The sequence below is a fragment of the Streptomyces sp. SAI-170 genome, assembly GCF_049739565.1.
GTDB lineage: Bacteria > Actinomycetota > Actinomycetes > Streptomycetales > Streptomycetaceae > Streptomyces.
Genome location: NZ_JBMGQD010000001.1, coordinates 2929074 through 2952991, shown reverse-complemented (window position 1 = coordinate 2952991; position 23918 = coordinate 2929074). Strand labels below are relative to the sequence as shown.

21 protein-coding genes and 2 tRNA genes are annotated in these 23918 nt (G+C 71.2%); 16 read left to right on the top strand and 7 right to left on the bottom strand.

The annotated features are described in order from the left end of the window. Positions 1-84: 84 nt before the first annotated feature. The 4 genes from RKD23_RS13000 (at position 85) to RKD23_RS12985 (ending at position 5655) form a co-directional block, all read left to right on the top strand. Positions 85-3078: a UPF0182 family protein gene (locus tag RKD23_RS13000; protein ID WP_424858224.1), complete on the top strand. Its 2994-nt coding sequence runs from the start codon at positions 85-87 to the stop codon at positions 3076-3078. A gap of 45 nt (positions 3079-3123) precedes the next feature. Next, positions 3124-3197: transfer RNA gene (locus RKD23_RS12995), tRNA-Met, on the top strand. Between the two features lie 228 nt (positions 3198-3425). Continuing rightward, positions 3426-5321: a tetratricopeptide repeat protein gene (locus RKD23_RS12990; protein ID WP_424853827.1), complete on the top strand. Its 1896-nt coding sequence runs from the start codon at positions 3426-3428 to the stop codon at positions 5319-5321. A 260-nt stretch (positions 5322-5581) separates the two neighbouring features. Then, positions 5582-5655: transfer RNA gene (locus tag RKD23_RS12985), tRNA-Met, on the top strand. Positions 5656-5767: 112 nt separating this feature from the next. On the opposite strand, the gene RKD23_RS12980 is transcribed toward RKD23_RS12985, so the two are convergent. Further along, positions 5768-6184, bottom strand: coding sequence for a Fur family transcriptional regulator (locus RKD23_RS12980; RefSeq protein WP_404042368.1), 417 nt, complete (start codon positions 6182-6184; stop codon positions 5768-5770). A 150-nt stretch (positions 6185-6334) separates the two neighbouring features. Between RKD23_RS12980 and RKD23_RS12975 the strand changes: the two genes are divergently transcribed. Beyond that, positions 6335-7786, top strand: a complete 1452-nt coding sequence (locus tag RKD23_RS12975; protein ID WP_424853826.1) for a catalase — start codon at positions 6335-6337, stop codon at positions 7784-7786. A gap of 78 nt (positions 7787-7864) precedes the next feature. On the opposite strand, the gene RKD23_RS12970 is transcribed toward RKD23_RS12975, so the two are convergent. After that, complete coding sequence (locus RKD23_RS12970) at positions 7865-8257, bottom strand: cyclic nucleotide-binding/CBS domain-containing protein (protein WP_424853825.1); 393 nt, start codon at positions 8255-8257, stop codon at positions 7865-7867. Between the two features lie 152 nt (positions 8258-8409). Next, the gene (gene hisN / locus RKD23_RS12965) at positions 8410-9210 is read right to left on the bottom strand and encodes a histidinol-phosphatase (protein WP_424853824.1); all 801 of its coding nucleotides are present in this window, start codon (positions 9208-9210) and stop codon (positions 8410-8412) included. Between the two features lie 356 nt (positions 9211-9566). On the opposite strand from hisN, the gene RKD23_RS12960 reads away from it, so the two are divergent. After that, positions 9567-10160 (top strand): TetR/AcrR family transcriptional regulator, encoded by a 594-nt coding sequence (locus tag RKD23_RS12960; RefSeq protein WP_424853823.1) that lies wholly within the window; start codon positions 9567-9569, stop codon positions 10158-10160. A 24-nt stretch (positions 10161-10184) separates the two neighbouring features. On the opposite strand, the gene RKD23_RS12955 is transcribed toward RKD23_RS12960, so the two are convergent. The 4 genes from RKD23_RS12955 to RKD23_RS12940 all read right to left on the bottom strand — a co-directional run bounded on the left by RKD23_RS12955 (position 10185) and on the right by RKD23_RS12940 (position 13800). After that, positions 10185-10508, bottom strand: a complete 324-nt coding sequence (locus tag RKD23_RS12955) for a DMT family transporter (protein WP_404042363.1) — start codon at positions 10506-10508, stop codon at positions 10185-10187. A 130-nt stretch (positions 10509-10638) separates the two neighbouring features. Continuing rightward, on the bottom strand, positions 10639-11649 hold the full coding sequence (rsgA, locus tag RKD23_RS12950; RefSeq protein WP_424853822.1) for a ribosome small subunit-dependent GTPase A: 1011 nt from the start codon (positions 11647-11649) through the stop codon (positions 10639-10641). A gap of 17 nt (positions 11650-11666) precedes the next feature. Next, the gene (gene aroA / locus RKD23_RS12945) at positions 11667-12983 is read right to left on the bottom strand and encodes a 3-phosphoshikimate 1-carboxyvinyltransferase (protein ID WP_424853821.1); all 1317 of its coding nucleotides are present in this window, start codon (positions 12981-12983) and stop codon (positions 11667-11669) included. A 109-nt stretch (positions 12984-13092) separates the two neighbouring features. Then, positions 13093-13800, bottom strand: a complete 708-nt coding sequence (locus tag RKD23_RS12940) for a M50 family metallopeptidase (RefSeq protein ID WP_424853820.1) — start codon at positions 13798-13800, stop codon at positions 13093-13095. A gap of 50 nt (positions 13801-13850) precedes the next feature. Between RKD23_RS12940 and RKD23_RS12935 the strand changes: the two genes are divergently transcribed. The 10 genes from RKD23_RS12935 (at position 13851) to RKD23_RS12890 (ending at position 23907) form a co-directional block, all read left to right on the top strand. Further along, complete coding sequence (locus RKD23_RS12935; RefSeq protein ID WP_424853819.1) at positions 13851-14666, top strand: SOS response-associated peptidase; 816 nt, start codon at positions 13851-13853, stop codon at positions 14664-14666. A gap of 1 nt (position 14667) precedes the next feature. Beyond that, the gene (locus RKD23_RS12930; RefSeq protein WP_424853818.1) at positions 14668-15306 is read left to right on the top strand and encodes an alpha/beta family hydrolase; all 639 of its coding nucleotides are present in this window, start codon (positions 14668-14670) and stop codon (positions 15304-15306) included. Positions 15307-15567: 261 nt separating this feature from the next. Further along, on the top strand, positions 15568-16263 hold the full coding sequence (gene sigR / locus RKD23_RS12925; RefSeq protein ID WP_424853817.1) for an RNA polymerase sigma factor SigR: 696 nt from the start codon (positions 15568-15570) through the stop codon (positions 16261-16263). After that, positions 16260-16562 (top strand): mycothiol system anti-sigma-R factor, encoded by a 303-nt coding sequence (gene rsrA / locus RKD23_RS12920; protein ID WP_404042356.1) that lies wholly within the window; start codon positions 16260-16262, stop codon positions 16560-16562. Before sigR ends, rsrA begins: the two co-directional genes overlap by 4 nt. 125 nt (positions 16563-16687) lie before the next feature. Further along, on the top strand, positions 16688-18001 hold the full coding sequence (locus tag RKD23_RS12915; protein ID WP_424853816.1) for an HD-GYP domain-containing protein: 1314 nt from the start codon (positions 16688-16690) through the stop codon (positions 17999-18001). Then, a complete protein-coding gene (locus RKD23_RS12910; RefSeq protein WP_424853815.1) occupies positions 17998-19263 on the top strand; it encodes an HD-GYP domain-containing protein in 1266 nt (421 codons plus the stop codon). The genes RKD23_RS12915 and RKD23_RS12910 overlap by 4 nt, the downstream gene beginning before the upstream one ends. Before the next feature lie 107 nt (positions 19264-19370). Beyond that, the gene (locus RKD23_RS12905) at positions 19371-20351 is read left to right on the top strand and encodes a tetratricopeptide repeat protein (protein WP_404042639.1); all 981 of its coding nucleotides are present in this window, start codon (positions 19371-19373) and stop codon (positions 20349-20351) included. Between the two features lie 123 nt (positions 20352-20474). Beyond that, the gene (gene def / locus RKD23_RS12900) at positions 20475-21125 is read left to right on the top strand and encodes a peptide deformylase (protein ID WP_424853814.1); all 651 of its coding nucleotides are present in this window, start codon (positions 20475-20477) and stop codon (positions 21123-21125) included. A gap of 329 nt (positions 21126-21454) precedes the next feature. After that, positions 21455-22537, top strand: coding sequence for an epi-isozizaene synthase (gene cyc1 / locus RKD23_RS12895; protein WP_424858223.1), 1083 nt, complete (start codon positions 21455-21457; stop codon positions 22535-22537). Then, entirely contained in the window at positions 22534-23907 is a 1374-nt protein-coding gene (locus RKD23_RS12890; protein ID WP_424853813.1) for a cytochrome P450, read from the top strand. The genes cyc1 and RKD23_RS12890 overlap by 4 nt, the downstream gene beginning before the upstream one ends. Positions 23908-23918: the final 11 nt, after the last annotated feature.

The window sequence follows — 23918 nt, the reverse complement described above, 5'->3', positions numbered from 1 at the left end:
TCACGGGGCCCGACCGAGGGCCCGCGAACCCGGGGGCCTGACGGACCAACAGCGAACTTCGAGGTGCGCACCTTGGCTTTCCAGATGCCGGACCGCGGCGGAGGCCCGACGGGGCCACGGATCAGAGTGGGCCGCCCGTCCCGGCGTGTCCGGACCCTGCTCATGACACTGGGCGTGCTTGCCGTACTCGGCATGGCGTTCACCATGTTCGCGGGCTTCTGGACGGACTGGCTCTGGTACCGGTCGGTGAACTACTCGTCCGTCTTCACGACCACGCTGTCTACCAAGATCGGACTGTTCTTCGTCTTCGGCCTGCTCATGGCCCTCGCGGTCGGCTTCAACATCTGGCTGGCCCACCGGCTGCGCCCGCCGCTGAGCGCGATGTCGATGGAGCAGCAGAGCCTGGACCGCTACCGGATGGGCATCGCGCCCTACAAGAAGTGGCTGCTGCTCGCGATCACCGCCCTGGTGGGCCTGATCGCCGGCGCGTCCGCGTCCGGTCAGTGGCGGACCTGGCTGATGTGGGTCAACGGCGTGCCCTTCGGCAAGGAGGACCCGCAGTTCCACCTGGACGTCTCCTTCTACGCCTTCGACCTGCCCTGGTACCGCTTCCTGCTGGGCTTCGGCTTCGCCGCCGCGATCCTGTCGCTGATCGCCGCCACGCTGACGCACTACCTGTACGGCGGGCTGCGCGTCACCAGCCCCGGCGCGCGCGCCACGGCCGCGGCCACGGGACACCTGTCCGTGCTGCTGGGCATCTTCGTCGCGCTGAAGGCGGTCGCGTACTGGCTCGACCGGTACGGCCTGGCGGTGAAGTCCAGCGACTTCAAGGCGACGGACAACTGGACCGGCCTGAGGTACGTCGACGCCAACGCCTATCTGCCGGCCAAGACGATCCTGTTCTGCATCGCCGTCATCTGCGCCCTGCTGTTCTTCGCCACCCTGTGGCGGCGCACCTGGCAACTGCCGGTCATCGGCTTCGGCCTGATGGTGCTCTCCGCGATCCTCATCGGCGGCCTGTACCCGGCGATCGTCCAGAAGTTCCAGGTCCAGCCCAACGAGCAGGCCAAGGAAGCCCCGTACGTCGAGAAGAACCTCGAGGCGACGCGTGAGGCCTACGGCATCGACGGCGCGCAGGTCACGGACTACACGGGCAAGAGCCAGACCGAGGACAAGACGAAGCTGCGCGACGACGTCGACGCCGCGGCCAGCATCCGCATCCTGGACCCGAACATCGTCTCGCCGACGTTCCAGCAGCTCCAGCAGATGCGGAAGTACTACGCCTTCCCGAACAACCTGGACGTGGACCGCTACAACGACAAGGGCACCGACCAGGACACCGTCATCGGTCTGCGCGAGCTGAACCTCGGCGGCGTGGACAAGCAGAACTGGATCAACAGCCACTTCCGCTACACCCACGGCTACGGCGTGGTCGCCGCCAAGGGCACCACCGCCGACTCCGAGGGCCGCCCGGTCTTCACCGAGTCCGACCTGCCGTCCCAGGGCGACCTGCCCCGGTACCAGCAGCGCATCTACTACGGCGAGAAGACCGACACGTACTCCATCGTCGGCGGTCCCCAGAAGGAGATCGACTACTCCGACGACAGCGGCGAGAAGACGTACAGCTACGAGGGCAAGAGCGGCGTCAACCTCTCCAACCCGCTCAACCGCGCGGCGTACGCGGTCGCGTTCAGCGAGCCGCAGATCCTGTACTCCGGTGCCATCGGCGAGGGTTCGCGGATTCTGTACAACCGCACCCCGAAGGACCGGGTCGAGGCGGTCGCCCCGTGGCTGACCATCGACGGCGACGCCTACCCGGCGGTCGTGGACGGCAAGATCCAGTGGATCGTCGACGCCTACACCACCACCAACGGCTATCCGTACGCCTCCCGTACGACGCTCGGTGACACCACGGCCGACTCGCTCACCGCGACGAACAACTCCCGCGCGGTGGTGGCCCAGCAGAACCAGGTCAACTACATCCGCAACTCGGTGAAGGCGACCGTCGACGCGTACACCGGCGAGGTCAAGCTCTACCAGTGGGACACCGAGGACCCGGTCCTGAAGACCTGGATGAAGGCGTTCCCCGACACGGTCGAGCCCAAGAGCGCCATCTCGCAGGGCCTGATGGCCCATCTGCGGTACCCGCAGGACCTGTTCAAGGTCCAGCGCGAGCTGCTCGCCCGCTACCACGTGGACGACGCCGACACCTTCCTCAGCGGCAGCGAGGTGTGGCAGGTGCCGGACGACCCGACCAACAAGTCGGGCAACGCGGTGCCGCCGTACTACCTCAGCATGAAGATGCCGGACCAGAAGGAGCAGGCGTTCTCGCTGACGACGACGTTCACACCCAACGGGCGTGACAACCTCAGCGCGTTCATGGCGGTCGACGCCGAGGCCGGCACCAGCGGCTACGGCAAGATCAGAATCCTGAAGCTGCCGACGAGCACCACGGTCGACGGGCCCAAGCAGGTGCAGAGCCAGTTCAACTCCGAGCAGGACATCGCCGAGTCGATCAGGTTGCTCAGAGGCGGCGACTCCGAGGTCGAGTACGGCAACCTGCTGACGGTGCCGCTCGACGGCGGACTGCTCTACGTCGAGCCGGTCTACGTCCGCGGTGGCGGGCTGAAGTACCCGCTGCTGCGCAAGGTGTTGGTCACCTACGGCGGTCAGACGGCGTTCGAGGACACCCTCGACGAGGCCCTCAACAAGGTGTTCGGCGCGGAGGGTTCGACGCCTCAGCCGCCGGACGAGGGCGACGACGGCACGACCAAGCCGCCGACTTCCAGGAATCCCACTGTTCAGCAGGCACTGGACGACGCCCAGAAGGCCTTCGACGCGGGCCAGGAAGCCCTGAAGAAGGGTGACTGGGAGGCGTACGGCCGGGCGCAGAAGGATCTCGAGGACGCGCTCCAGCGTGCCGAGGAGGCGCAGTCCAGGGCCGGCTCGAGCGGCGGCACGGGCGACGGAGCCGGTAGCAAGCCGACCCCCGGCGCCAGCCCGAGCACCAGCCCCAGCGGCAGCCCGAGTGGCAGTCCCCGTCCCAGCACCAGCGCCAGAGAGTCGGCCGACGGCTGACGGACAGAGCTGACCCCGCGCCGTGATACGGTTGCAGAACAACGGCGCGGGGTGGAGCAGCTCGGTAGCTCGCTGGGCTCATAACCCAGAGGTCGCAGGTTCAAATCCTGTCCCCGCTACTGAAGTCGACGGTACGCCGTACGACACCGAAGGCCCGGATCCTCAACAGGATCCGGGCCTTCGTGGTGTGCGAACGCATGTGCCGATGCGTGGGGATCGTCGTGCCGCGGTGGGGAGTTGGGCGAACTGTGTTTGACTTGTCTCTCTGTGGGCATGTCGACAAAACGCTGAAGTGACCTCACGGACTGCGGTATACCGGGTGTACCCAGGTTGCAGGTGGTGCGACGATGGACGTTATGGGGGACAAGGCAACTCTGTTGGAGACAGGGCGTTTTGTGCAGCCTTCCGGCCGCGAGGAACCCAGCCCCGCACGGGACGAAACGGGCGAAGCGGTCGAGGAGGCGCGGCACCGGATCGCCGCCGAGGCCGGCGACGTCGAGGCCATGAGCGTCCTCGGGGCCATGCTGCTGCGCCGCGGTGATCTCGACGGAGCCGAGCCCCATCTGCGTGCCGCCACCGCCGAGGGCGACCGGGCCGCCGCCAACAACCTGGGAGTCCTCCTCCACCAGCGCGGTTACGCCGACGAGGCCGCCGGGTGGTGGCGTATCGCCGCCGTCGCCGGGTCCGCGCCCGCCGCGCACGCGCTGGGCCGGCACCATCGTGAGCGCGGGGACGAGCCCGCCGCCGAGTACTGGCTGCGCCAGGCCGCCGAGCAGGGGCACACCCTCGGGGCGTACGCGCTGGCCGATCTGCTGGAGCACCGCGGGGACGCCGGGGCCGAGAGATGGCTGAGAGTGGCGGCCGAGCGCGGGCACCGGGAGGCCGCGTACCGGCTGGCCAGGGCACTTGACCGCAAGAGCGCACCAGAGGGCGAGACCGGCCCTGACAACGGTGTCAGCACGGGCAGTTTCCGGACGGACACGGCCGCGGTGGGCGCCGGTGCGTCGTGCGGTGTCACGGACTCCTTCGTGGGCGCCTCCGCGGAGGCCGAGCAGTGGTACCGGCAGGCCGCCGCGCGCGGGCACCGGCGGGCCGCGCTGCAGCTCGGCGCGATCCTGGAGCGGCGGGGCGAGCTGAAGGAGGCGGGGCGCTGGTACCTGACCTCGGCCAAGGACGGCGAGCCGCGGGCCGCGTGCGCGCTCGGGTTCCTGCTGCGGGACGCCGGGGACACCGAGAGTGCCGCCGTGTGGTGGCTGCGGGCCGCGCAGGACGGCGACGGCAACGCGGCCAACGCGCTGGGCGCGCTGCACGCCGAGCGCGGCGAGACGCAGACGGCCGAGCGGTGGTACCGGGCCGCGATGGACGCGGGCGATGTGAACGGGGCGTACAACCTCGGGCTGCTCTGCGCCGAGCAGGGCCGGATCGCGCAGGCCGAGCAGTGGTATCGGCACGCGGCGTACGCCGGGCACCGGGAGGCGGCGAACGCGCTGGCGGTCCTGCTGCTCCAGGGCAGCGACCCGACGGGGGCGGAGCCGTGGTTCTCCAAGGCCGCGGAGGCCGGGAGCGTGGACGCCGCGTTCAACCTGGGGATCCTGTACGCCGGGCGCGGCGAGGGCGAGACGGCGCTGCGCTGGTACGAGCGGGCCGCCGCGGCCGGGCACACCGAGGCGGCGCTCCAGGTCGGGATCGCCCGGCTGCGGGAGGGTGAGGAGCAGGAGGCCGAGCGGCATCTGCGGTGCGCGGCGGGCGGGGGCAGCGCGGAGGGCGCGTACCGGCTGGCAGCGCTGCTGGACGCGCGGCGTCCGCCGGTCGCCACGCACGAGCTCGGGGAGCCGGTGCGGGAGCGGAGCGAGTGCGAGGAGTGGTACGAGCGCGCCGCCACGCAGGGGCATCGGCGGGCCCAGGTGCGGGTCGGGATGCTGGCCGCCTCGCGGGGCGAGGTCGTCGAGGCGGCGCGCTGGTACCGGGAGGCCGCGGAGGCCGGGTCCCGGAACGGCGCCTTCAACCTCGGCCTGCTGCTGGCCCGCGAGGGCAGTGAGCCGGAGGCGGCGGTCTGGTGGACGCGCGCGGCTGACGCCGGTCACGGCCGGGCGGCGTTGCGGCTGGCCCTGGTCTACGCGCGTCGCGGCGAGCTCGCGGAGGGGCAGCGGTGGGCGGACCGGGCGGTGACGCTCGGGCCGGCCGAGGTCGCCGAGCGGGCGGCCCGGCTGCGGGACGCGCTGCGGGAGGAGCTGTCGGCCTGAGCTCGGCCTGAGCTCGGCCTCAGCTCGGCCTGGCTGGGTCGAGCCGGGCCCTGCTGTGGGGCGCGGGGCGTGGGTGCCGGGGCCGGGGCGTTGGCGCACCTCGACGCTGACGAGGTGCCGCCTCTTTGGGCCGGGAGCCGCCCCAGCGGCACGATTGCCCGCAGCTGGCGCGGCAATGGTGGCCCGCAGCTGGGCCGGACGGGGCCCGTGTAATGGATTTGCCTCCGTACGGTCCCTTGACGTAATGTTGCATTCATCGACGCGGGGTGGAGCAGCTCGGTAGCTCGCTGGGCTCATAACCCAGAGGTCGCAGGTTCAAATCCTGTCCCCGCTACTGAAGGCCGAGGGCCGGAATCCGAAAGGGTTCCGGCCCTCAGTCGTGTGCGCGGCAAGCTGAGACAAGAAAAAGGCCCTGGCCGGTGAGCCAGGGCCTTATGTGTGTGAGGTCACGCCTTTGCGCAGTCCGGGCAGACGCCTCGGTAGGTGACCTCGACGTCCGAGACCGTGAAGCCGAAGCGCTCGGAGTCGGGGAGGTCGGCGAGGGGGTTGCCGGCGGGGTGGACGTCCCGGATGGCGCCGCACTGGGCGCAGACCAGGTGGTGGTGCGGCCGGTGGGCGTTCGGGTCGTAGCGCTTGGCGCGCTTGTCCGTCGACACCTCCAGCACCTCGCCGAGGGAGACCAGCTCGCCCAGGGTGTTGTAGACGGTCGCGCGGGAGATCTCCGGCAGCCTCGTCACCGCGCGCGCATGGACCTCGTCGGCCGTCAGATGGACGTGCTCGCCGTCCAGGACCTCGGCCACGACACGACGCTGCGCGGTCATCCGCCATCCGCGTCCGCGCAGCCGTTCAAGAAGGTCACTCATGAGACCAGCCTAACAGCAAAGGGGACCAGGTCCCGACCCGGTGTGAATTTGGAGCGCTGCTTGTTTTGGACTTAGTCCAGTGTAGGATCGGGAACGGCTTTGGCCAAGTGACAGGACAGGCAAGAAATGGCGCAGCAGCAGGAGGCCCACGTGACTCAGGGACCGCTTACGACGGAGGCCGGTGCTCCGGTCGCCGACAACCAGAACAGTGAGACCGCGGGCGTCGGGGGCCCGGTCCTCGTCCAGGACCAGCTCCTGCTGGAGAAGCTCGCGCACTTCAACCGTGAGCGCATCCCGGAGCGGGTCGTGCACGCACGCGGCGCGGGCGCCTACGGCACCTTCACCGTCACCGCGGACGTCACCCCGTACACCAGGGCGGCCTTCCTCTCCGAGGTCGGCAAGCAGACCGAGGTGTTCCTGCGCTTCTCGACGGTGGCCGGCAACCTCGGTGCCGCGGACGCCGTGCGCGACCCGCGCGGCTTCTCGCTGAAGTTCTACACCGAGGAGGGCAATTACGACCTCGTCGGCAACAACACCCCGGTGTTCTTCATCAAGGACGCCATCAAGTTCCCGGACTTCATCCACACCCAGAAGCGCGACCCGTACACGGGCAGCCAGGAGGCGGACAACGTCTGGGACTTCTGGAGCCTCAGCCCCGAGTCCACGCACCAGGTGACCTGGCTGTTCGGCGACCGCGGCATCCCGGCGTCGTACCGTCACATGGACGGTTTCGGCTCGCACACCTTCCAGTGGAACAACGAGGCGGGCGAGGTCTTCTGGGTCAAGTACCACTTCAAGACCGACCAGGGCATCAAGAACCTGACCGCCGAGGAGGCCGAGCTCCTCGCGGGCAAGGACCCCGACTCGCACCAGCGCGACCTGCGCCAGGCCATCGAGCGGGGCGAGTTCCCGAGCTGGACCGTGGGTGTGCAGATCATGCCGGCGGCGGACGCGGCGACGTACCGCTTCAACCCGTTCGACCTGACCAAGGTGTGGCCGCACGCGGACTACCCGGTCGTCGAGATCGGCCGGCTGGAGCTCAACCGCAACCCGCAGAACGTCTTCGCCGAGGTCGAGCAGAGCATCTTCAGCCCCGCTCACTTCGTGCCGGGCATCGGCCCGTCGCCCGACAAGATGCTCCAGGGGCGGCTGTTCGCGTACGGCGACGCGCACCGCTACCGCGTCGGCATCAACGCCGACCACCTGCCGGTGAACCGCCCGCACGCCACCGAGGCGCGCACCAACTCCCGTGACGGCCACCTCTACGACGGCCGGCACGGCGGCGCGAAGAACTACGAGCCGAACAGCTTCGGCGGCCCGCAGCAGACCGGCCGTCCGCTGTGGGGGCCCGTCTCCGTCAGCGGCGTCACCGGCGACCACGCGGTCTCCGTGCACGCCGAGGACGACGACTTCGTGCAGGCGGGCAACCTGTACCGGCTGATGACCGAGGACGAGAAGGAGCGCCTGGTCGGCAATCTGGCCGGGGCGATGGCCGGGGTCTCGCGCGACGACATCGTCGAGCGGGCGATCGGCAACTTCCGCAAGGCCGACGAGGACTTCGGCAAGCGGCTGGAGGTCGCGGTCCAGGCGCTGCGCGGCTGACGCCGGCACGGATCGCCTGCCGAGGGGCGGGCCGGACTTCCCCGGGGAGTCCGGCCCGCTCTGTCGTACGACGGTGGGTCAGGCAGGCACCTGCTGCCTCGCCGGTGCCCAGCAGCGGATGATGTCGCGGACCGAGACGACGCCGGTGGGCCCGCCTCGGTCCAGCACGATCAGATGCCGGAAGCCGCCGTGCGTCATGGCGGCGGCCGCCTCCTCCAGAGTCCAGGACGGCGCGGCGAACACGACGTCGGTGGTGGTGTGGTCGTGGGCGCGTTCGGTGTCGGGGTCCTGCCCCAGGCCGAGGGAGTTGAGGATGTCGCGTTCGGTGAGGATGCCGAGTCCGCCGGCGTCGGGGTCGAGGACCACGGCCGCGCCCACCCGGCGGGCGGACATGAGGGCGGCGGCCTGTCGAAGGGTGTGGTTGGGGCCGATGGTGAGGACCATCGTGCTCATGGCGTCACGGACGAGCATGGGCTGGAGCCACCTCCTGGGAGTGTCCCGCCCCCTTGTTCATTGTTTCACAAGTTCACAAGTGGGGGGACTCTCAGAGTGGCAGGCAAAGAACGGGTCAACAAGGGGGCGCGCGCGGCCCTTTGAGGGCGCGTGAGGCAGTACGGCGTGAGTCAGGAGCGCCGGTCGAGGTGGTCGAGCAGCTCGTCGTGGAGCAGGCCGTTCGACGCGGCCGCGTTGCCGCTGTGCGGGCCCGGGCGGCCGTCGAGGCCGGTGAAGGTGCCGCCGGCCTCCGTGACGACGATCGCGTTGGCGGCCATGTCCCACAGGGACAGCTCGGGTTCGGCGCAGATGTCCACCGAGCCCTCGGCGACCATCATGTACGGCCAGAAGTCGCCGTACGCGCGCGTGCGCCAGACCTCGCGGGTGAGGTCCAGGAAGCCGTCGAGACGGCCCTGCTCCTCCCAGCCGGAGAGCGAGGAGTACGCGAACGAGGCGTCCGCGAGCTGGGAGACGCCCGAGACGTGGATGCGGGTCGCGCTCGACAGGCTGCGGCCCGTGTACGCGCCGTGGCCCTTCGCGGCCCACCAGCGGCGGCCGAGCGCGGGGGCGGAGACGACGCCGACGACGGGGTGGTAGCCGCCCTCGCCGGCCTCCATCAGGCTGATGAGCGTCGCCCAGACCGGGACGCCGCGGACGTAGTTCTTCGTGCCGTCGATCGGGTCGATCACCCAGCGGCGGGGGCCCGTGCCCTCCAGGCCGTACTCCTCGCCCAGGATCGCGTCCCTCGGGCGGGCCCGCTGGAGCTGGCCCCGGATCAGTTCCTCGGCCGCCTTGTCCGCCTCGCTCACCGGCGTCATGTCCGGCTTGGTCTCGACCTTGAGGTCGAGGGCCTTGAAGCGGTCCATGGTCGCGGCGTCTGCCGCGTCCGCGAGGACGTGGGCGAGACGGAGGTCGTCGAGGTAGTCCGGCATGGACGAACCGTATCCGGCGCGGTCCGCACGGTGCCAGCGGGGCCGGAGTGTGGACAGCTCGGGGCGTTGACGGGTCCGGGGCGCCGAGGGCCGGGGCAGGCGGGTCTTCGCCGGCCGTGCTGACGGGTGCCGCTGCGCCCACCCGTGCCGCCCCAGCGGCACGAGTGCCCGCAGCGGCGGCGCACGTTGCTCGCGGCTGAGCGGCGACGCCCCAGGGGCGCGGGGAACTGCGCGACCGGCCCACGACGGCCCGCGGACGGCAGGCGACCGCGAGCCCCCGGACCATCGCCGCAACCCTTGACAGTGCTCTCATCCGCGTCAAATCTGAAGCGCAGAGCCGGTCTCCCCGGGAGGCGATGATGCCTGCAGCGCGGGAATCTCTGCTGGACGCCGCTTTCGCGGCGCTGGTCCGTAGGCCATGGGCCGCGGTGCGGATGGTGGATGTGGCGGCGGCGGCCGGGGTGTCCCGGCAGACGCTGTACAACGAGTTCGGCAGCAAGGACGGCCTGGCCAGGGCGCTGGTGCGCAGGGAGGCCGACGGATATCTCGCCGGAGTCGACCGCGCGCTCGCCGCGGAGCACGACGCCCGCGGCAAGCTCACCGCGACCGCCGAGTGGACCACCACCCTCGCCCGGGAGAACGCGTTGGTGCGGGCCATGCTCACCGGCTGCTGGAGCGAGCGGCTGCCCGCGCCCGCCACCGCCGCGGTCGCCGTCGCCTCGTCCTCGGCCGTGCCCGCCCAGCGGCGGGCGGACCGGCCGCTGCCCTCTCCCGCCGACTTCGTCGTCATCGTCCGCGACCGGGCCGTGGCCGCCCTCGCCGGGAACGGATCCGCCGACCTGGTCCGCTCCTGCGAGCTGGCCGTCCGGCTCGCCCTGTCCTGCGTCGCCGCCCCGCCCGGCGAGGGCGGGGTCGCCGATCTCGTACGCGGCGCCCTGGACACCGTATGAGGTGCGAGAAAGACCCCGGACCGTCTAGTGCGCCGAACCCGAGAGCTGCAGCCCGATGACCCCCGAGATGACCAGGCAGATCGACACGATCTTCAGGGTGGAGACCACGTCACCGAGGAAGGCCATGCCGTAGATCGCGGTGCCCGCCGCGCCGATGCCCGTCCAGACCGCGTACGCGGGGCCCACGTCGAGTTTGCGCAGGGAGAGGGTGAGCAGGCCGAAACTGCCCAGTGCGAAGACGGCGAAGGCGATGGTCGGCCAGAGCCGGGTGAAGCCGTGCGACAGCTTCAGACACACGGCGAAGCCGGTTTCGAGCAGCCCTGCCACGACGACCAGCAGCCACGCCATGTGCCTGTCCTCCCGTAACTCCACGCCCTGTGGTGCTCAGTGACCGCTTGTCAGGCTTTACCCGCTCTTGGGGCCCGGCTTTTGTGATTATGCCCTTACCGGACCCACGGAGCGGCAAACAACGCGGGAGTCAGTCGCCGTCCGTGCGTTCGCGGGTGGCGAGCAGGCGGCGCAGGGAGTACAGCCGCGCGGGGTCGGCGTGGCCGTCGGCGACCCACGCGTCCAGCGCGCAGTCGGGCTCGTCGTGGCTGCACGCGCGCGGGCAGCCCTCGGTGCCGCCTTCCAGCTCGGGGAAGGCGTGGATGACCCGGGAGGGGTCGACGTGGGCCAGCCCGAAGGACCGTACGCCCGGGGTGTCGATCACCCAGCCGTCCGCCGCGTCGAGCGGCAGGGCCAGCGCCGAGGTCGTCGTGTGCCGGCCACGGCCCGTGACCACGTTGACATGGCCGGTCAGGCGCCTGCGCTCCTGTGGTACCAGCGCGTTCACCAGCGTCGTCTTGCCCACGCCCGAGTGGCCCACGAAGGCCGTCACCTTGCCGTCCAGGTGCTCGCGCACCCGGTCCGCCGCGCCGCCGGTCTCCAGCTCCTCGCGGCTGGTGACGACGTACGGGATGTCGAGCGCGCCGTAGAGCTCGAGGAGCTTGTCCGGCGGGGCAAGGTCCGACTTGGTCATCACCAGCAGCGGGGTGAGACCGCCGTCGAACGCCGCGACCAGGCAGCGGTCGATCAGCCGCGGGCGGGGTTCGGGGTCGGCCAGGGCGGTGACGATCGCCAGCTGGTCGGCGTTGGCGACGACGACCCGCTCGAACGGGTCGTCGTCGTCGGCCGTGCGGCGCAGCACCGAGGAGCGCTCCGCGATGCGGACGATCCGCGCGAGCGTGTCCTTCTTGCCCGACAGGTCGCCGACCAACCACACCCGGTCGCCGACCACGGCGGCCTTGCGGCCCAGCTCGCGGGCCTTCATGGCCAGGACGGGCCGGTCGTCGACCAGGCAGGTCAGCCGGCCCCGGTCGACGGTGAGGACCATGCCCTCGGCCGCGTCCTCGTGCTTGGGCCGGATGTTGGTCCGCGGCCGGTTGCCCTTGCGGTTGGGGCGCTGGCGGATGTCGTCCTCGTCGGTGTGCTTGCCGTAGCGGCGCATGGTGTTTCCCCGCGTCCCTACGCCCCGAGCATCCCGGTCCAGAGTTCGGGGAAGTCCGGCATGGTCTTCGCCGTCGTCGCCACGTTCTCGATCTGTACGCCCTCGACCGCCAGGCCGATGATCGCGCCGGCGGTCGCCATGCGGTGGTCCTCGTAGGTGTGGAAGACGCCGCCGTGCAGCGGGCGCGGGCGGATGTGCAGGCCGTCGGCGGTCTCGGTGACGTCACCGCCGAGTTCGTTGATCTCCTTGGTGAGCGCGGCCAGCCGGTCCGTCTCGTGCAGCCGCAGATGGGCCACGCCCCGCAGGGTGGACGGGGAGTCGGCGAGGGCCGCGACGGCGGCGATGCCCGGGGTCAGTTCACCGACCTCGGAGAGGTCCACATCGATACCGTGGACGGCACCCGAACCGGTGAACACCAGACCGTAGTCGGTCAGCTCGCAGGTGCCGCCCATCTCGGTGAAGATCTCCCGCAGCCGGTCACCCGGCTGGGTGGTGCGGGCCGGCCAGTCCGGGATCAGCACCTTCCCGCCGGTCACCAGCGCCGCCGCCAGGAACGGCTGGGCGTTGGACAGATCCGGCTCGATCACCAGGTCCCGGCCGAGCAGCGCGCCCGGCGTGACCCGCCAGACGTTGGGCTCGCCGCCGGACTCCGGGGTGTCCACCTGGGCGCCGACCGCGCGCAGCATGTCCACCGTCATCCGGATGTGCGGCATCGACGGCAGGTTCGAGCCGGTGTGACGGACCTCGACGCCCTGGTTGAAGCGCGGGCCGGAGAGCAGCAGGGCACTCACGAACTGCGACGACGAGGACGCGTCGATCTCCACCGGGCCGCCGTCCAGGGCACCGCCGCCGTGCACGGTCAGCGGCAGCGCGCCGCGGCCGTCGTCGTCGATCCGGGCACCCAGGACCCGCAGCGCGTCGATGACGCCGTTCAGGGGACGCTCGTACGACCTCGGGTCGCCGTCGAAGCGGATGGGGCCGTCGGCGATCGCCGCGACCGGGGGCAGGAACCGCATGACTGTGCCCGCGTTGCCGACGTCGACCGTGGCCGGGCCGTGCAGCGCGGTCGGGATGACCCGCCAGAACTCGCCCGTCCCGTCGGGGCCGACGCCCTCCTCGATCCCGACGCCCATCGCCCGCAGGGCGCCCGCCATCAGCAGGGTGTCGCGGGAGCGGAGGGGGCGGCGCAGCCAGCCCGGTTCTCCGGCGAGGGCGGCGAGGACGAGGGCGCGGTTGGTGACGGACTTGGACCCCGGCACATGGACCGTTGCATCGACGGCCTCGCGTGCGTAAGGGGCCGACCATAGGGCGGTTTCTGCTGGGGTTCCTGACATGGGTCCACTCTATAAGGCGGGGGTTTGGTGGGTTGTCTGTCGGGTGCGGCGCCGTTGTGGTTGATCGCGCCCACGCGGCGGAGCCGCATATCGATACAGCCCCGCGCCCCTAAAGGAGCCACCTGCCGCCGCCCACCAGCGCGCTGAGCGACACCACGTGGAACAGAAAGAACCACAGCCCCGCCGGTGTGTGCGTCAGCCTCGCCAGCTGGTCCGCGTCCGAGTCACCCGCACCTCCCCGCCGCCTCTTCGCCTGGAGCTCGAAAGCCGGTCGTACGCCCCCCAGCAGCAGGAACCACACCACCGCGTACGCGAACCCCGCCTGCACCTGGGGCCCCGCCAGCCAGGACACCAGCAGGAAGGCGCCGCCGGTCAGGACCACCGTCAGGACGCCGTAGGCGTTGCGGATCATGACGAGCATGACCAGCAGCAGGGCCGTCGCCAGCCACAGCAGCAGCGTGACGCGGCCGGCAGCCAGCAGGGCGGCGCCGCCGAGGCCCAGCAGGGGAGGCGCGGTGTAGCCGGCCGCGGCGGTGAGGATCATGCCCAGGCCGTACGGCTTGCCGCGGCTGACCGTGAGGCCGCTGGTGTCGGAGTGCAGGCGTATGCCGGTCAGCCGGCGGCCGGTGAGCAGCGCGACCAGGCCGTGGCCGCCCTCGTGGGCGATGGTGATCGCGTTGCGGGCGACGCGCCAGACGGCGGGCGGGACCACCACCGCGAGGGCCGCGACCCCGGTCGCGATCACCACCCACAGGTCCGGGTCGGACTGCGTGCCGACGAGCTCGTCCCAGAGGGAGGTCGCTGTGCTGGTGTCCATGTTTCCGGGCTGCTCCCTGTGTCGCGGCGGAGTCTGGCAGTGTGGCACGCATGTGCGGACGGTATGCAGCGAGTCGGAGGCCCGAGGATCTCGCCGGGATCTTCGAGGTCGAGAAGTGGGAGCCCGAGGAGACGCTGGCGCCCGACTACAACGTGGCGCCGACGAAGGAGGTCCACGCCGTCCTCGACCGTCCGTTGAAAGACGCGGCCGACCCGCGTCCGGTTCGCCAGCTGCGCAGGCTGAAGTGGGGGCTCGTGCCCTCGTGGGCCAAGACGCCCGAAGGCGGCGCCCGGATGATCAACGCGCGCGCGGAGACCGTGCACGAGAAGCCGGCCTTCCGCCGCGCCTTCGCCGCCCGGCGCTGCATCCTGCCCGCCGACGGCTACTACGAGTGGGTCACCGGCAAAGAGGAGCGCGACCTGGAGGTCGAGGGCAGGAAGAAGCGGCCGCGCAAGCAGCCGTACTTCGTGCTCCCGGCGGACGGGTCGGTGTTCGCCATGGCCGGGCTGTACGAGTTCTGGCGCGACCGCACCCTGCCCGACGACCACCCGCAGGCCTGGTGGGTGACCTGCTCGGTGATCACCACCGAGGCCGAGACGAGCCCGCTGGCCGTGGCCCCCGCCGAGGGCCCGCACGCGCTGGCCGACATCCACCCGCGGATGCCGCTGATGCTCACCCCGGACCGCTGGGACGCCTGGCTGGACCCGGCCCGCACCGACCCCGACGACCTGCGCGAGCTCCTCGTGCCGCCGCCGGCCGGACTCATGCGCGCCTACCCGGTGTCCACCGCGGTCAGCAACGTCCGCAACAACGGCGCGGAGCTGCTGAAGGAGCTGGAGGGGCCCGAAGAGGGCACACTCTTCTGACGTGACCCGAGAGATCACCGAGATCATCAGCACGGACGCGGGGGACGCCCGCCTCACCTGGCACAGGGCGAGGAAGGCACGCCTGGTCCTCGCCGTCAGCCATGGCGCGGGCGGCGGCATCGAGGCCCGCGACCTCCAGGCACTGGCCGCCGCCCTCCCCGCGCACGGGGTGAGCGTCGCCCTCGTGGAGCAGCCCTGGCGGGTGGCGGGCAAGAAGGTCGCGCCCGCGCCGAAGACCCTCGACATCGGCTGGCGGGGCATCTGGCCCGCGGTGGCCGAGCCCGGGCTCCCGGTGATCTCCGGCGGGCGCTCCGCCGGGGCCCGCGTGGCCTGCCGTACGGCGACCGAGCTGGGGGCCGCCGCCGTCCTCGCGCTCAGCTTCCCGCTGCACCCGCCCGGCAAGCCCGAGAAGTCCCGCGCCGAGGAGCTGCTCGGCGCCGGCGTGCCCACGCTCGTCGTCCAGGGCGGCAACGACCCCTTCGGAAAGCCCGAGGAATTCCCGAAGGGCGCTCATGAACTGGTCGAGATCCCCTACGGCGACCATGGCTTCGCCGTGCCCAAACGGGCCGGCATCAGCCAGGAAGAGGCGCTGGCGCTCCTCACGGACGCGGTCGTCGAGTGGACCCGGTCACTCGGCTGAACGGCCGGGAATGCGCAGGCCCCGGCCTTGGTTGAGGCGGACAGATGTGCCGAGAGCCACCGGCACTTCACCGTCGTAGGAGAGGAAGTCCGCCGCATGGGTTCGACCTACTGCCCGAGCCGCAGCAGCCGCGCTGACCTGGACTGGACGGTGCTGCACGCGGCGAAGACCGCCCCTATTCGGGCGGCGGCAGGTGGGGATAGTCGTCTATTCTCCGATTCCAGTGGGACCGGCCTCGGTCCCGCCCGGGATCTTGAGGAGGTGGGTCCGGTCACTGGGACCGACGCAGGGACCGACAACGGCCAGGCGGAGCTGCCCGAGGGCCAGGGCATGGGCGCGGACGCGAGCGACGAGTCGGCCGCGGAGCGCACCGCGCGCTTCGAGCGGGACGCGCTCGAGTTCCTCGACCAGATGTACTCGGCCGCGCTGCGCATGACGCGCAACCCGGCCGACGCCGAGGACCTGGTGCAGGAGACCTACGCCAAGGCGTACGCGTCCTTCCACCAGTTCCGCGAGGGCACCAACCTCAAGGCGTGGCTGTACCGGATCCTCACCAACACCTTCATCAACTCGTACCGCAAGAAGCAGCGCGAACCGCAGCGCTCCGCGGCCGAGGAGATCGAGGACTGGCAGCTCGCCCGCGCCGAGTCGCACATGTCGACGGGCTTGCGCTCCGCGGAGTCGCAGGCGCTCGACCATCTGCCCGACTCGGACGTGAAGGAAGCACTTCAGGCGATCCCCGAGGAATTCCGCATCGCCGTCTATCTCGCGGACGTAGAGGGCTTTGCGTACAAGGAGATCGCGGACATCATGGGGACACCCATCGGTACGGTGATGTCCCGGCTGCACCGGGGCCGCCGGCAACTGCGCGGCATGCTCGAGGACTACGCGCGCGAGCGCGGACTGGTCCCGGCCGGCGCCGGAGAGTCGAACGAAGCGAAAGGTTCGGGCTCATGAGCTGCGGAGAGCCGCACGAGACGGACTGCAGTGAGGTACTCGATCATCTCTACGAGTTCCTCGACAGTGAGATGCCGGACGTCGACCGCGACAAGTTCAAGCAGCACTTCCAGGAGTGCTCGCCGTGCCTGGAGAAGTACGGCCTGGAAGAGGCCGTGAAGAAGCTCGTCAAGCGCTGCTGCGGACATGACGACGTGCCCACCGATCTGCGTTCCAAGGTCCTGGGCCGGCTCGACCTGATCCGCTCCGGGCAGGCCGTGCCCGAGCACGACGTCACGGCCGCCCCGCAGGAGTCCTGACTCCAGGACGACCCCCCGGGTCACCCGAATGTGCTAATCCGCGGGCTTTCCGCCCGCGGACGCCTCCCTCCCCGCCCTAGGCTCCGAGCCTGGACAGGCACGGGCGTGCCCGGGGAGGGGCGGTCATGGAGGCGATACCGGGGCGGGCGCGTGTGTACGTCGCCTGTGTCGTCTGTCTCGTCCTCGTCGCCCTGAGCGGGCTGCTGCCGCTGCCGGGCGTGCGCGTGCCCTGGTGGGCGGTGGCCCTCCTCGCCGGTCTGTACGCCGCGGGGGAGCGGATCGCCCGCCGCCGGCTCGCCGGCCCCTTCTACCCCGTGCTGCTCGCCGGGGCCTTTCTGCTGCCGCCGCCCGCCGCCGCACTCGTCGCGCTGCCCGGGGCGCTGCTGTCCGGCACCGACCGGCGGCCCGTCCCGCTGCGCCGGATCTGGCGCGCCGCCCAGCTCTCCCTCGCCGTGTGGGCCGCCTCCCGGGTGCACCGGGCGCTCGACGGCCCGGACGCCGTCGCCGGCTCCGACCTCCCCTACGCGCTGCTGCCCGCGGGCGCCGCGGTCGTCGTGTTCTGCCTGGTGCTGACCGCCCTGGACGGCGGCATCCTCGCGCTAGCCGAGCGGGTGCCCGTACGACGGGCCTGGCGCGGGCTGTTCCCGCGCTCGCTGGGCCCCCTCGCGGTGCACGGGCTCGCCGGGCTGATGATGGCCGTGCTGTGGCGCAGCCCCTACGGGCCGGTCGCCGCGCTGCTGGTGCTGCTGCCGATGTGCGTCTCCTGGTGGGTGTTCGCCCAGTACCACCGCGAGCGCGCCGCCCACCAGGCGACCATCCGCGCCCTGGTGCAGGCCGTCGACCTCAAGGACGGCTACACCCGCGGGCACAGCGAGCGGGTCGGCCGGGCGTCGATGCTCATCGCGCGGGAGCTGGGCATGGACGACGAGCGCGTCGAACTGCTCCGGTTCGCCGGCATCCTGCACGACGTCGGCAAACTCGGCGTGCCCACCCGGCTGTTGCGCAAGGACGGGCCGCTGACACCCGAGGAGCGGCGGGTGATCGAACTGCACCCCGAGTACGGCCACGAGATCGTGCGCGGCATCTCCTTCCTCGGCGAGGCCCGGGCCGCCGTCCTGCACCACCACGAACGCCTCGACGGCAGCGGCTACCCCTACGGGCTCGTCGGCGACCAGATCCCCGAACCCGCACGGGTCGTCGCCGTCGCCGACGCGTTCGACGCGATGACCTCCACGCGCTCCTACAGCCGGGCCCGCCCGGTCCAGGCGGCCCTCGCGGAGCTGGAGCGGTGCGCCGGCGCGCAGTTCGACCCCCGGATGGTCACGGCCCTGTGCCGGGCGCTGCGCCGCGACGGCTGGCACCCGGCGGTCACCTCCGACGAACCCCACCCGCCCCGGCCCCGCGCATCCGCCGAGGGGCGGACAGGGGCCCACCGGTGAGCCCCAGGTGCGTCAGGCGGCCTCCCGTCCTGCTCGTGCTGGTGCACGGCGGCGCCGCGCTCCTCGCCGTCGCCTCGCTCGCCGTCACCGTGGACACCGGGCTCACCGAGCGGCCCGTGGCCGTCGCCTTCGGGGTGCTCGTCGCGGTGGGGGAGCTGGCCCGGTGGACGGGCGCCCGGGTGCGCGAGGCCGCGCCGCTCGGGGGCGCCGGGGCGCTGGCGTACGCGCTGCTCGGGGAGCACGCGGGCCGGCACACCGAGCACGGTGTCGCCCAGGTCGTCGGTGTGGTCCTCGCGGGCGCGCTGCTCGGCAGCGTGCCGCACATCGCGCGGGGGCGCGGCCCGAGCGCGGACCAGCTGGCCCGGCGGCTGCTCACCGTCGGCTTCGCCGCCGTGTGCTTCCAGCCCCTGTACAACCAGGGCGTGTTCGACGGCTGGAGCGGCCCCCCGTACGCCCTGCTGCTGGTGGCGCTGCTCGCCCTGACCGCGCTGTGCGACGCCGTGCTCGCCGCCGCGCTGGCGCACTGCCGCACCGGCTGGCCGTTCGCCCCGCTGCTGCGCGAGGAGCTGCGGGCCATGCCGGGCATCGGCTCCGCCGTCGTCGCCACCGGTGTGGTGATGGCCCTCGCGGTCGCCGTCGTCGGGCTGTGGGCGCTGCCCGTGTTCAGCCTGCCGTTGCTGCTCACCCAGCTGTCCTTGCGCCGGTACGCCGCCGTGCGCACCACCTACCGGCAGACCATCGCCTCCCTGGCGCGGGCCACCGAGATCGCCGGGTACACCCCGGCCGGCCACGCCCGTCGCGTCGCCGCGCTCAGCCTCGCCGTCGGCCGGGACCTGGGGCTTTCCGGGCCGGAGCTGACCGTCCTGGAGCACGCCGCCCTCATGCACGACATCGGGCAGCTCAGCCTCGTCGACCCGGTCCCGGACGGCGCCACCGCCGGCCTGCCCGCGGCCGAACAGCGGCGCATCGCGCTGCTCGGCGGGGCCGTCGTACGGCAGACCGGGGTGGACGCCGCGGTCGCCGTGGTCGTCGAGCGGCAGGCCGACCCCTACCGCGAGCAGCCGCCGGCGGCGAGGATCGTACGGGCGGTGAACGCGTACGAGGAGAAGGCGCACGGCGCGGGACCGGGCGGGCCGCTGAAGGCGCTGGAGGCGTTGGAGGAACTGCGGCTCGGGACGGCCGGGGACTACGCGCCGGACGTGGTGGAAGCGCTGGCCCGGGTACTGGCCAGGGACTGTCTGACCCTGCCCCTGGCTGGGTAACCCATGGGTAATGAGCGCCCTTCCGGCCGTACGTGGTTGGATGCGAAGGAGAGGGAGTGTCCGGGGGCACTGGCCAGCCCACTCCACGGAACTGGCAGGCGGGAATCGTGAGGATCTTCGGCAAGGGACGGCACCGGCCCTCCGCCTCCTGGCGGCAGGCCACGGACCGTGCGTTCACGCTGATCGGCGACGGCCGGTACGAGGACGCGGGCGCGCTGCTGACACGGGCGGCCGATCTGGAGCCGTGGCTGTCGGAGTCCTGGTTCAACCTCGCCCTGCTGCACAAGTTCCGGCACGACTGGGAGCAGGCCCGCACCGCCGGGCTGCGCGCGGTCGCCCTGCTCGACCGGGAGACCGGCGCACCCGACTGGTGGAACGTGGGCATCGCCGCGACCGCCCTCCAGGACTGGCCGCTGGCCCGGCGCGCCTGGCAGGCGTACGGGCTCGCCGTGCCGGGGGGCGCGGCCGACTCGGGCGAGCCCGTCGGGATGGATCTGGGCAGCGCCGCGGTGCGGCTGTCGCCGGAGGGCGAGGCCGAGGTCGTGTGGGGGCGCCGGCTGGACCCGGCCCGTATCGAGGTGCTGTCGATCCCGCTGCCGTCCTCGGGGCGCCGCTGGGGCGAGGTCGTCCTGCACGACGGCGTGCCGCACGGCGAGCGCACCACCTCCGCCGGGCACGCCTACCCGGTCTTCGACGAGATCGAGCTGTGGGCGCCGTCGCCCGTGCCGACCTGGGTCGTCCTGCTGGAGGCGGCGACCGAGGCGGACCGGGACGCGCTGGAGCAACTGGCCGCCGACGCCGGGTTCGCCGCGGAGGACTGGTCGTCGTCGGTGCGGCTGCTGTGCCGGATGTGCTCGGAGTCGCGGATGCCGGCGGACGAGGGCGACGGGGAGCATCTCGACCCGCACGATCACAGTGAGCCGGGGCATCCGGGGCCGCTGGGGCATCGGACCGACGGGCAGTTGTGGGTGCCCGAGCGGGAGTGCGGGGTGGCTGCGCCGGCTTCGCTGGTCAGGGGGCTGCTGGACGGGTGGGTCGCGGACAGCCCGGACTCTCGGGATTGGCGGGATCTCGAAGAGGTGTGCTGAGACCGCCGGCGATCCGTCGCCCGTGGCTGGTCGCGCAGTTCCCCGCGCCCCTTCAGGCACACCGCCCCTTTACCCTGTTACTGCATCTGAACCCCGTTCTTGTGTAGGAAGGCAAACGTCGTCATGGCGCAGCAGGACACCGATCAGCAGCACGCGGGCGTGCTCCCCGTGGACGACGAGGGCTTCGTCATCGACACCGAGGACACCGAGGCCCGGGAGAAGGCGTGGCGCGAGGCGGGGACCTCGCGGCCGATCACGGTCGTGGGCAACCCGGTGCTGCACAAGGAGTGCGAGGACGTCACCGAGTTCGGCGAGGAGCTGCGGCAGCTGGTCGCGGACATGTTCGCCAGCCAGCGCACCGCCGAGGGCGTGGGCCTGGCCGCCAACCAGATCGGCGTGGACAAGAAGGTCTTCGTCTACGACTGCCCGGACGACGAGGGCGTCCGGCACGTCGGCGTCGTCTGCAACCCCAAGGTGGTCGAACTGCCCGCGGACCGGCGCCGGTTGGACGACAGCAACGAGGGCTGCCTGTCCGTGCCGACGGCGTACATGCCGCTCGCCCGCCCCGACTACGCCGAGGTGACCGGGCAGGACGAGAAGGGCAACCCGATCAAGGTGCGCGGCACGGGCTACTTCGCCCGGTGCCTCCAGCACGAGACGGACCACCTGTACGGGTACCTCTACATCGACCGGCTCTCCAAGCGGGACCGCAAGGACGCGCTGCGTCAGATGGCCGAGAACGAGCCCCGCTACCCGGTCGTCGCCAACGACTGAGCCGACGGCCGGGCCGATTGCCGAGCCGGCCACCGAGCCGCTGACGCGTCAACGGACGGCGTCCGTCCGGGAGTTGATCCCGGGCGGGCGCCGTCCGTCTTCTCCCGTTCGTCTGTCCGTCGCACGTTCGCTCCCATAGCACCCCGAGGCTGCTGCACACCAGTCACACAAGGGGTGCTTCTCAGCATGTTGGGGTAGTGAATGGAGCAAATCCGTTCCCAGAACGGTCAGTTGTGGTGCTGAATGGGAAGTGCGGGGATACGCAACGGCGCACGCCCGGCACAGCGGGAGGGGTGTGCGCACTCTGGTCGGCTGAGAGGGGTTTGTTCGTGTCTTCTTTCCCACACGGCACCACATCGACGACGGCGCTCGCGGTACCACCATCACTCTCTCTGCCGGTGATCGAGGCGGCGTTTCCCCGGCAACTGCACCCGTATTGGCCCAGGCTCCAGGAGAAGACCCGCACCTGGCTGCTGGAAAAACGGCTCATGCCCGCGGACAAGGTGGAGGAATATGCCGATGGCCTGTGCTACACCGACCTCATGGCGGGGTACTACATCGGCGCCCCGGATGCGGTCCTCCAGGCGATAGCGGACTACAGTGCCTGGTTCTTCGTCTGGGACGACCGTCACGACCGCGACATCGTGCACGGCAGGCCCGTCGCCTGGGAGCGGCTGCGGCAGCGCCTGCATGTGGCTCTGGACTCCCCGGTGTCCCATCTGCACCACCGCGACCCCCTGGTGGCGGGGTTCGCGGACAGCGTCCAGCGGCTGTACGCCTTCCTGCCCGACACCTGGAACGCGCGCTTCTCCCGGCACTTCCACGAGGTGATCGAGGCCTACGACCGGGAATTCCGCAACCGCACCCAGGGATACATTCCGACGGTCGAGGAATACCTCGCCCTGCGTCGGCTCACCTTCGCGCACTGGATCTGGACCGACCTGCTGGAGCCGAGCGCGGAACTCGAACTCCCGGACACTGTACGGAAAAACCCCGCATATCGGCGGGCGGCTTTGCTCAGTCAGGAATTCGCCGCCTGGTACAACGACCTCTGCTCACTGCCCAAGGAAATCGCGGGCGACGAGGTCCACAATCTCGGAATCAGTCTCGTCACCCATGAGGGGCTGACGCTCGAAGAAGCGGTCGTGGAACTGCGCCGGCGTGTACTGGAATGCATCGACGAATTCCTCGTCGCCGAACGGGAGGCGCTGCGTTTCGCCGACAGCCTCGCCGACGGCACCGTACGGGGAAAGGAACTGAGCACTGCCGTACGCGCTTGCCTGGGAAATATGCGGAACTGGTTCAGTTCCGTGTACTGGTTCCACCACGAGTCCGGCCGTTACCGGGTCGACAGCTGGGACGACCGCGCCACACCCCCGTACGTCAACAACGAAGCGGCAGGTGAGAAATGACCGTCGAGTCCGTCAGGCCCGAACAGGCCGAAAATCGCGCTTGGCGTGAGCCGCCCCTGGCCGGTGGCGGGGTCCCGCTGCTCGGCCACGGCTGGAAACTGGCCCGCGACCCGCTCAGCTTCATGTCCCGGCTGCGCGAGCACGGCGACGTCGTCCGCCTCAAGCTCGGCCCCAAGACGGTCTACGCCGTCACGACCCCGGACCTCACCGGAGCGCTCGCCCTCAACCCCGACTTCAAGATCGACGGGCCGCTGTGGGAGTCGCTGGAGGGCCTGCTCGGCAAGGAGGGCGTGGCCACCGCCAACGGGCCGCGCCACCGCCGGCAGCGGCGCACCATCCAGCCCGCCTTCCGGCTGGACGCGATCCCGAACTACGGCCCGATCATGGAGGAGGAGGCGCACGCCCTCACCGAGCGCTGGCAGCCCGGGCAGACCGTCGACTGCACCGCCGAGTCCTTCCGCGTCGCCGTCCGCATCGCGGCCCGCTGTCTGCTGCGCGGCGAGTACATGGACGAGCGCGCCGAGCGGCTGTGCAACGCCCTGGCTGTCGTCTTCCAGGGCATGTACCGGCGGATGGTGGTGCCGCTCGGCCCGCTGTACCGGCTGCCGCTTCCGGCCAACCGCGAATTCAACCGCGCCCTGGCCGATCTGCATCTCCTCGTCGACGAGATCGTCGCCGAGCGGCGTGCCTCCGGGCAAAGGCCCGACGATTTGCTGACGGCATTGCTGGAGGCGAAGGACGAGAATGGCGACCCCATCGGGGAACAGGAGATCCACGACCAGGTCGTCGCCATTCTCACGCCCGGAAGCGAAACCGTCGCCTCCACGATCATGTGGCTGCTGCAGGTGCTCGCGGAACACCCGGAGCACGCCGACAAGGTGCAGAAGGAAGTTGAATCTCTGACCGATGGCGCTCGTCCCGTCGCATTCGACGACGTCCGCAGGCTCACCCACACCAACAATGTCGTCGTCGAGGCGATGCGATTGCGACCGGCCGTGTGGATATTGACCCGGCGGGCGGTCGCCGACACCGAACTCGGCGGCTATCGGATTCCGGCCGGGGCCGACATCGTCTACAGCCCCTACGCGATCCAGCGCGACCCGCGTTCGTACGCGCACAACCTGGAGTTCGACCCCGACCGCTGGCTTCCGGAACGCGCCAAGGAGGTGCCGAAATACGCCATGAGCCCCTTCAGCGTGGGCAATCGGAAGTGCCCGAGCGACCACTTCTCGATGGCCCAGCTGACGCTGATCACGGCGGCGCTGGCCACCAAGTACCGCTTCGAGCAGGTGCCCGGCTCCGACGACGCCACCCGGGTCGGCATCACCCTGCGGCCGCAGAAGCTGTTGCTCAGGCCCGTCCTGCGGTGAACCCCCGGGCC